The organism is Micromonospora endophytica (genome assembly GCF_003236305.1).
Lineage (GTDB): Bacteria > Actinomycetota > Actinomycetes > Mycobacteriales > Micromonosporaceae > Micromonospora > Micromonospora endophytica.
This window is the reverse complement of sequence record NZ_POTX01000252.1, coordinates 1-8,382: the sequence shown is the minus strand read 5'-3', so window position 1 is coordinate 8,382 and position 8,382 is coordinate 1. Positions and strand designations below refer to the sequence as shown.

7 protein-coding genes and 1 pseudogene are annotated in these 8,382 nt (G+C 69.7%); 7 read left to right on the top strand and 1 reads right to left on the bottom strand.

Annotated elements, in window-relative coordinates:
• Positions 1–187: 187 nt before the first annotated feature.
• Positions 188–585, bottom strand: a pseudogene (locus C1I93_RS32750) (NUDIX hydrolase).
• Positions 586–990: 405 nt separating this feature from the next.
• Here C1I93_RS32750 and C1I93_RS25645 point away from each other — a divergent pair.
• The 7 genes from C1I93_RS25645 (at position 991) to mnhG (ending at position 8,170) form a co-directional block, all read left to right on the top strand.
• Positions 991–1,920 (top strand): ion transporter, encoded by a 930-nt coding sequence (locus tag C1I93_RS25645; RefSeq protein ID WP_223256219.1) that lies wholly within the window; start codon positions 991–993, stop codon positions 1,918–1,920.
• Between the two features lie 132 nt (positions 1,921–2,052).
• Positions 2,053–4,875 carry a Na+/H+ antiporter subunit A gene (locus C1I93_RS25640; protein ID WP_111245853.1) on the top strand — a complete coding sequence of 941 codons (2,823 nt, stop codon included), beginning with the start codon at positions 2,053–2,055 and terminating at the stop codon, positions 4,873–4,875.
• The gene (locus tag C1I93_RS25635) at positions 4,872–5,339 is read left to right on the top strand and encodes a Na(+)/H(+) antiporter subunit C (protein ID WP_111245852.1); all 468 of its coding nucleotides are present in this window, start codon (positions 4,872–4,874) and stop codon (positions 5,337–5,339) included. Before C1I93_RS25640 ends, C1I93_RS25635 begins: the two co-directional genes overlap by 4 nt.
• Positions 5,336–6,913 (top strand): Na+/H+ antiporter subunit D, encoded by a 1,578-nt coding sequence (locus C1I93_RS25630; RefSeq protein ID WP_111245851.1) that lies wholly within the window; start codon positions 5,336–5,338, stop codon positions 6,911–6,913. Before C1I93_RS25635 ends, C1I93_RS25630 begins: the two co-directional genes overlap by 4 nt.
• Positions 6,910–7,536, top strand: a complete 627-nt coding sequence (locus C1I93_RS25625) for a Na+/H+ antiporter subunit E (protein WP_223256220.1) — start codon at positions 6,910–6,912, stop codon at positions 7,534–7,536. The genes C1I93_RS25630 and C1I93_RS25625 overlap by 4 nt, the downstream gene beginning before the upstream one ends.
• On the top strand, positions 7,533–7,796 hold the full coding sequence (locus C1I93_RS25620; RefSeq protein WP_111245850.1) for a monovalent cation/H+ antiporter complex subunit F: 264 nt from the start codon (positions 7,533–7,535) through the stop codon (positions 7,794–7,796). The genes C1I93_RS25625 and C1I93_RS25620 overlap by 4 nt, the downstream gene beginning before the upstream one ends.
• Positions 7,793–8,170, top strand: a complete 378-nt coding sequence (gene mnhG / locus C1I93_RS25615; RefSeq protein ID WP_111245849.1) for a monovalent cation/H(+) antiporter subunit G — start codon at positions 7,793–7,795, stop codon at positions 8,168–8,170. The genes C1I93_RS25620 and mnhG overlap by 4 nt, the downstream gene beginning before the upstream one ends.
• Positions 8,171–8,382: the final 212 nt, after the last annotated feature.

Genomic DNA, 8,382 nt, shown 5'->3' with positions numbered 1-8,382 from the left:
CGCCGACGCCTCAGGCCGCTTCTTCCGTCCGGACTGCTCGTTCAGTGTCGCGGTCATCACGGCACCCTCCTCACCAGGCACAACGCCCGGCAGGTCAGGCCGGAAACACCGTTAGATCCACACGCCCATGTTTCCACGAAGGACGGGAACAGAAATGTCAGATCCGCGGACTGCCGATGATGTCGCCTCAGCGCATGAGCGCAGTCCCGCGAAGGTGGTCGAAGATGAGCTGGTCGACTGGGGAGACCCGGTGGCGGTCGGCGTGAGTGAGCCAGACCATCTCTTCGATTTCGTTGCCGGGCCGCAGGATGCCTCGATAGGCAGCGGTGTAACAGGTCATGCGGACCATCGTGCCGTCGGGGTGACCATGGGCTTGGGCGTGGAAGGTTCCGAGGTGCTCGGCGGTGTCCGGAGCGATGGTGACGCTGAGTTCTTCCTGGATCTCGCGGATGAGCGTGTCGATGTCGCCTCGCCTGGTTCTCGTTTGCCACCCGGAATGTAGAAGACATCCTTGCCCCGCGACCGGGAGCTGAGAATTGCACCGTTCTCAAGGTGGATCCACGCGACCTTGTCGATGATGGTCATGGGTGCTACCTGAGACCTCTCGGTGAGTTATGTGCAAGATCGCCTTCGCGACGACTTGCGACGCCCACCCTATGCGCGGCGAAGGGGCCCACCCGAAGTGGGCAGGCCCCGCCGCTTCAACGCGAACGCGCAATCTTGGAAATTTCCCGTTCAGCGCTAACGGAAACTCTCCAAGATTGCGTACGCACGGGACGGGCGACGCGTGGGACTGCGGACGCCGGCCGGTCCGGCGGGCGACCGGGGGAGAAGGTATCCGCAGGCCATCTCCGTGGCGGCCGGCTGAGGGTGATGGCCTAGATCCTTTCCCCGTAGGCTGTCGTCCATGATTGCCGTACGTCAGTACCGAGATGACGCACGGTGGCCGGTCTCGCCGGCCCCGGTGATCGCACCGGGTCCGGCCGGCTGGTGAGCGGAAGCCGCGTACCGGCCCAGCGAGACGGCCGGGGCCACCCCACCCGCGAGGCCCGACTCGTGGAGTTCTGTGCCCGGCTCTCCGCGTCCCGCCCGTTCGAACTCGTGATCATCGGCGTGATCATCGCCAACGGGATCGTGCTCGGCCTGGAGACCTACCCCCACCTGGGGTCGGCCGGTCTCGCACTGCGGGCCCTGGAGTGGTTCTTCCGGGCCGTGTTCGTCCTCGAGATCACCATCAGGCTGCTCGCGTACGGTCGCCGGCCGCAGGACTTCTTCCGACACGGCTGGAACGTCTTCGACTTCCTGGTGATCGCGGCGATCTTCATCCCGGGCCTGCACGGCGACTCGGCGCTGCTGCGCTTCCTGCGGGTGATGCGGATGCTGCGGCTGGTCCGGTTCTCGCCCGGCCTGCGGACGATCGTCACGGCGCTCTGGCGCAGCCTGCCCGGGGTCGGCGGCTTCCTCGCCCTGGCCATGGTGACGCTCTACGTCTACGGCATGGCCGGCTGGTTGATCTTCGGCACGGTGTACCCGGAGGACTACGGCGACATCGGACGTTCGCTGCTGACGCTCTTCGTGCTGCTGTCCCTGGAGACCTTGCCGGACCTTATCGAGGAGGGCATCGCATACTCCCCGTGGACCCTGCTCTACTACGTCAGCTTCGTGATCATCACCGTCAACCTGCTGATGAACATCCTGATCGCGGTCATCGTCAACTCGATGGAGGAGGCGCGCCGACTGGAGATGACCGAGGGCCTCGCGCCCGGCTACGACGAGGACGGTGACGGGATACCGGACGAGGTGGACCGGATCGCGATCAGTCAACGGCTGGACGATCTTCGTACCCTCATTGTCGAACTCGAGCGGGAGCTTCGCATCGACCGCGACGACGGGCGCACGCGCCGAACCGGGAGGGATTGAGTACACTAACCGCACACCACCAGGCCCGTCCCCCTCGGTGCATCCGTGTTTGATCAGGATCACCACGGGTGCGGATAACGGCCGTCACCGGATAAGGTCGTTACACCGACTGATGATCTCTGGGGAGGCTGTGTGCTGGCACTGGTGGCGGTTCATGCGCTGACAGCCGTGATCGCCCCGGCGCTGGTGCGGCTCTGGGGCAGACACGCTCTCTACGTCGTAGCGCTGGCGCCTGGCGCGACGCTGGTCTGGGCGCTCACCCACACCGGCGGGGTCCGTTCCGGCGAGCCGGTGGTCGAGACGGTGCCATGGGTGCCGCAGCTCGGCCTGGAACTCGCCTTCCGGATGGGCACCCTGTCCTGGTTGCTCGTCGTCCTGGTCGGCGGGGTCGGCGCGCTGGTGCTGGCGTACAGCGCCCGCTACTTCCGCTCCGACGATCCCGGGCTCGGCCGGTTCGCCGCCGTGTTCGTCGCGTTCGCCGGGGCGATGCTCGGCCTGGTCGTCTCCGACGACCTGCTGCTGCTCTACGTGTTCTGGGAGTTGACCACCGTCTTCTCCTACCTGCTCATCGGTTACGACCCGGCCAAGCGGGCCAGCCGCCGGTCGGCCATGCAGGCGCTGCTGGTGACCACGCTGGGCGGCCTGGCCATGCTCGCCGGGTTCATCATGCTCGGCCAGCACGCCGGCAGCTACCGCTGGTCCGAGGTGGCCGAGAACCTGCCCGGCGGCGGCTACCTCGCGGTGGCCGCGCTGTTGATCCTGCTCGGCGCGTTGAGCAAGTCGGCGATCTTCCCGTTCAGCTTCTGGCTGCCCGGCGCGATGGCGGCGCCCACCCCGGTCAGCGCCTACCTGCACGCCGCAGCGATGGTGAAGGCCGGGGTGTTCCTGGTCGCCCTGATGGGACCGGCGTTCGCCGGCACCGCACCGTGGCGCCCGGTGCTGCTGGCCACCGGTCTGCTCACCATGTTCCTCGGCGGCTGGACCGCGCTGCGCCAGGTGGACCTGAAGCTGCTGCTGGCGTACGGCACGGTCAGCCAGCTCGGCCTGCTGATGGTGATCCTCGGTGCCGGCACCCGGGACACCGCGCTGGCCGGCGTCGCCATGGTGCTGGCGCACGCCCTGTTCAAGGCCACCCTCTTCCTCACCGTCGGCGTCATCGACCATGCCACCGGCACCCGGGACCTGCGCGAACTCAGCGGCGTGGGTCGCGCCACGCCGGCCCTGGCGGTGGTGGCGGGGCTCGCCGCGGCCTCGATGGCCGGCCTGCCGCCGATGGCCGGGTTCGTGGCGAAGGAGGCGGCGGTCGAGGCGCTGCTGCACGGCACCGCCGTCGACCTGGCGGTGCTGGCCGGTGTCATCGGCGGCTCGGTGCTGACCGTCGCGTACACGTTGCGCTTCTTGTGGGGCGCCTTCGCCGACAAGCCCGACACCCCGGCGATCGAGGTCAAGCCGGTGTCCTGGCCCTTCCTCGCGCCCGCGGCTGTGCTCGCCGTCGCCGGCGCCGCGGCGGGCGTGCTCGCCCCGGCGGTGGACCGCCTGCTCGCCCCGTACGCCGATCTCTATCCCACCGGCAGCGACCCGGGCTACCACCTGGCGTTGTGGCACGGGCTCACCCCGGCGCTGGGGTTGTCGGTGCTGGCGGTGTCGGGCGGTGTCGGGTTGTTCCTGTTGATGCGTCGCGAACGCGTCCGGGTCACCCTGCGACTGCCCTTCGACGGCGCCGCCGTCTACAGCAAGGTCATCGCCGGAGTGGACCGGCTGGCGGTGGAGCTGACCGGTGCCACCCAGCGTGGCTCCCTGCCGTTCTACCTCGGCGTCATCCTGGTGGTGCTCGTCGTGTTGCCGGGCGGCGTGCTGCTGGCCGGCAGCCCCTGGCCGCAGCGGTTCCACCTCTGGGACAGCCCGTTGCAGGTGTTGGCCGCCGCCGTGGTGGTCGTCGCCGCCGTGATGGCGGCCCGAGCCCTGCGCCGGCTCACCGCGATGATCCTGGTCGGCGTGGCCGGCTACGGCATCGCCCTGCTGTTCGTCCTGCACGGCGCGCCCGACCTGGCGCTCACCCAGTTCCTGGTGGAGACCGTCACGATCGTGATGTTCGTGCTGGTGCTGCGGCGGCTGCCGGAGAAGTTCTCGGAACGACCGATCCGTTCCACCCGCCGCGGTCGGGTCGCCATCGGCGTCGCGGTCGGCGCGGTCACCGCCGGCATGGCCTACGTCGCCACCGGCGCCCGCCAGGCCGTACCGATCTCCGTGGACTTCCCGGACGAGGCGGTGTCCTACGGCGGCGGCAAGAACGTGGTGAACGTGACGCTCGTCGACATCCGGGCCTGGGACACCATGGGCGAGATCGCCGTGCTGGTGGTGGCGGCCACCGGCGTGGCCAGCCTGATCTTCCGGCACGCGCGTGACCTCGACCGGCGCGGCGACATCCCCGGCGGCGGCCGGGCCGAGTCCCGGCCGCGCTGGCTGACCACAGGCGCCACCGCCCGCGCCCAGTCGGTGATCCTCCAGGTGGTCACCCGGCTGCTGTTCCACGCGATCATGCTGTTCTCGATCTACCTGCTGTTCAGCGGCCACAACGCCCCCGGCGGCGGCTTCGCCGCGGGTCTGGTCGCCGGCCTGGCCCTGGCCGTGCGCTACCTGGCCGGCGGGCGGACCGAACTCAACGGTGCCGCTCCCGTCGACGCCGGCGTGGTGCTGGGTGCCGGGCTCTTCGTCGCCGTCGGCACAGGCGTGGCGGCGATGCTGCTCGGCGGGGAGTTCCTCCAGACCGCCACGCTCGACTTCTACCTACCGGTGCTGGGGAAGATCCACTTCGTCACCTCGGTCTTCTTCGACGTCGGCGTCTTCCTGATCGTCGTCGGCCTGGTGCTGGACATCCTGCGCAGCCTCGGTGCCGAGATGGACCGCCAGCAGGAGACCGAGGACGTCGAGGTCCGGGAAAAGGAGTTGGTGTGACCCCGAACCTGACCTACGTGATCGTGGTCGGCGTGCTCGTCGCCGCCGGCGTGACGTTGCTGCTCGAACGCAGCCTGACCCGGGTGTTGATGGGCGTCATCCTGCTCGGCAACGGCGCGAACCTGCTGCTGCTGACCGGCGGGCGGGCCGGTGGGCCGCCGATCGTCGGCCGCACCCCGCAGGAGGAGATGAGTGACCCACTGCCGCAGGCGATGATCCTCACCGCCATCGTCATCACCCTCGGAATGACCGCGTTCCTGCTGGCCCTGGCCTACCGGAGCTGGCACCTCAACGGGCACGACGAGGTGCAGGACGACGTCGAGGATCGCCGGATCATGGACCTCGCGGAACGCGACGAGGGCCCCGGCACCGAAGACGACGGTGACGCCGACACCGACGACGACGCGCCTGTCGACGGCGCCCGCGCCGTCGTCGCCTCGACGAACGCGGGGAGTTCCGGATGACGTACCTGGTCCCGTTGCCGGTGGTGATGCCACTGCTCGGCGCGGCGCTGACGCTGTTGCTGCTCGGCCGGCCCCGCGCCCAGCGGTGGGTCAGCCTCACCGTGCTCACCGCCACCGTCGCGGTGGCCGCGACGCTGCTGGTCCGCTCCAGCCTGGACGGGCCGCTGGTGGTGGAGGTCGGCGGCTGGGTCGCGCCGCTGGGCATCGTGCTGGTGGCCGACCAACTCGCCGCGCTGATGCTCGTGGTCTCGGCCTCGGTGACCCTCTGCGTGCTGGTGTACTCCATCGGGCAGGGTATGGCCGACGGCAACGAGGAGACGCCGCTGTCGGTGTACCACCCCACCTACCTGGTGCTCACCGCGGGCGTGTGCAACGCGTTCCTCTCCGGCGACCTGTTCAACCTCTACGTCGGTTTCGAGATTCTGCTGGTCGCCAGCTACGTGCTGCTGACCCTGGGCAGCACCGAGACCCGGATCCGGGCCGGCACCACCTACGTCGTGGTCAGCCTGCTCTCGTCGGTGATCTTCCTGGTCGCCATCGGGCTCGTGTACGCCGCCACCGGCACCCTCAACCTGGCCCAGCTGGTCGACCGGTTGGACGCCCTGCCCGACGACATCCGCATGGTGTTGCAGGGCATGCTGCTGCTGGCCTTCGGCATCAAGGCGGCGGTCTTCCCGCTGTCGGCCTGGCTGCCCGACAGCTATCCCACCGCGCCCGCCCCGGTCACCGCCGTCTTCGCCGGGCTGCTGACCAAGGTCGGCGTGTACGCGATCATCCGTACCGAGACGCTGCTCTTCCCCGGCGGCCGCACGGCGACCCTGCTGCTGGTGACCGCGGTGCTGACCATGGTGGTCGGCATTCTGGGCGCGGTCGCCCAGTCGGACATCAAACGGTTGTTGTCGTTCACGCTCATCAGTCACATCGGCTACATGCTCTTCGGGGTGGGGCTCACCTCGGCACTGGGGCTCTCCGCGGCGATCTTCTACGTGGTGCACCACATCACCATCCAGACCACCCTGTTCCTCGCCGCCGGCCTGGTCGAACGGCGTGGTGGCAGTACCGCGTTGGACCGCCTCGGCGGGCTGGCCCGACTGTCACCGCTGCTGGCCGTGCTCTTCTTCGTGCCGGCGCTGAACCTCGCCGGCATCCCGCCCTTCTCCGGCTTCCTCGGCAAGCTCGGCCTGGTGCAGGCGGGCATCGACGACGGCGGCGTGCTGGCCTGGATCCTGGTCGCCGGTGGCCTGCTCACCAGCCTGCTCACCCTGTACGCCATCGCCCGGGTGTGGAACCTCGCCTTCTGGCGGGCGCCCCATCCGGACATGCCGCGCGAGGGCGACGCGGACCGCGCGGCGCGCACCGACGGGGCGATCAAGCCGGGTCAGGGCGGCGCCGCGCCGCAGACCGGTGCGGTGATGCCCGGTCTGATGATCGCGCCGACCGTGGCGCTCGTGGTGTTCGGTCTGGTGCTGACGCTGGTCGCCGGACCGCTGTTCGACCTGAGTACGGACGCCGCCAACGATCTGCTGCGCCGGACCCCGTACGTCGAGGCCGTCTTCCCGGGAGGTACGCCGTGAAGCCCGACCCGATGACCCCGGCGGACCCGACGGACGCGTCCGCGCCCCGGCTGAGCCGGGCGGCCCGACGCCGCAACCAGATCGTCGCGGTGATCGCGTTGGTCGCCGTCTGGGTGCTGCTGTGGGGCACCTTCTCCTGGGCCAACGTGATCGGTGGCCTGGCGGTGGCCGCCGTGCTGCTGGCGGTCTTCCCGCTGCCCCCGGTGACGTTCGCCGGTCGGATCCATCCGGTGGCCACGCTGCGCTTCTGGCTGCGTTTCCTGCGGGACCTGATGGTCGCCTCGGTCCAGATCGCCTGGCTGGCCCTGCGCCCGGGACACGTGCCACGCAGCGCCATCATCGCGGTGCGGCTGCGGGTGAACACCGATCTCAACCTCACCCTCACCGCCGAGGCGTTGTCCCTGGTGCCGGGCAGCCTCATCCTCGAGGCCGACCGCACGACCGGCACCCTGTTCATCCACGTGATCAACGTGGACAGCCTGGACGAGGTCGAACAATTCCGTCGTGGCGTGCTGGAGTTGGAGGCACGCATCATCGCCGCCATCGGCTCGGAGGACGAGCAGCGCCGCGTCCGCGACGGCGCCGACCGGGACAGCACCGACCTGGAGGAGGCCACCGCATGACAGTCGTCGCCGTGACCGTCACCGTGCTGCTCGCCGCGGCCGGCGGGCTCACCCTGACCCGCATCATCCGAGGCCCGTCGATCCTGGACCGGGCCGTCGCCACCGACGTGCTGCTGGCCATCATCGTCGCCGCCATCGCCACCGAGGCCGCCTACAGCCGGGACGCCACCGCGTTGCCGGTGCTCGTGGTCCTGGCGGTGCTCGGCTTCATCGGTTCGGTAAGCGTCGCCCGTTTCGCCGTCCGGAGAAACACCAAATGAGTCTCGACGCCGTGCTCGACATCGTCGCCGCCATCTGCCTGATCAGCGGCGCGCTGCTCAGTCTCGCCGCCGGGGTCGCCCTGGTGCGCTTCCCGGACCTGCTCACCCGGATGCACGCCGCGGCCAAGCCGCAGGTCCTCGGGCTGCTGCTGGTGCTGGTCGGCTGTGGGCTGCGGCTGCGGACCGGGGTGGACATCACCACGCTGGTGCTGGTCGGCATCTTCCAGCTCGCCACCGCGCCGGTGGCCGCGCACATGGTCGGCCGGGCCGGATACCCGGCCGGTGACATCCGCACCGACCTGCTGCTCACCGACGAACTCGCCGACCACCTGGACCGGACCGCCCGCGAGCAGAAGGATCCGGCTCGCACCTGACCGACGGCTCAATATCGATTGCCGCCTCCCCGGGGCGGCAATACTCTTCTCCGTACCAGTTCGACCAGAGCCGGAGGGGAGTCGCCGTGCCAGCAGAGAAACCGCGCCGCAGCGGCTTTCCCGTGCCGGATCGCGAGGTGCTGCCCGCCGGCAGAGCGGCCACCCTCGCGGGCCTGACCAACTGGCCCCACCAACCGGCCCCACCCCGCTAA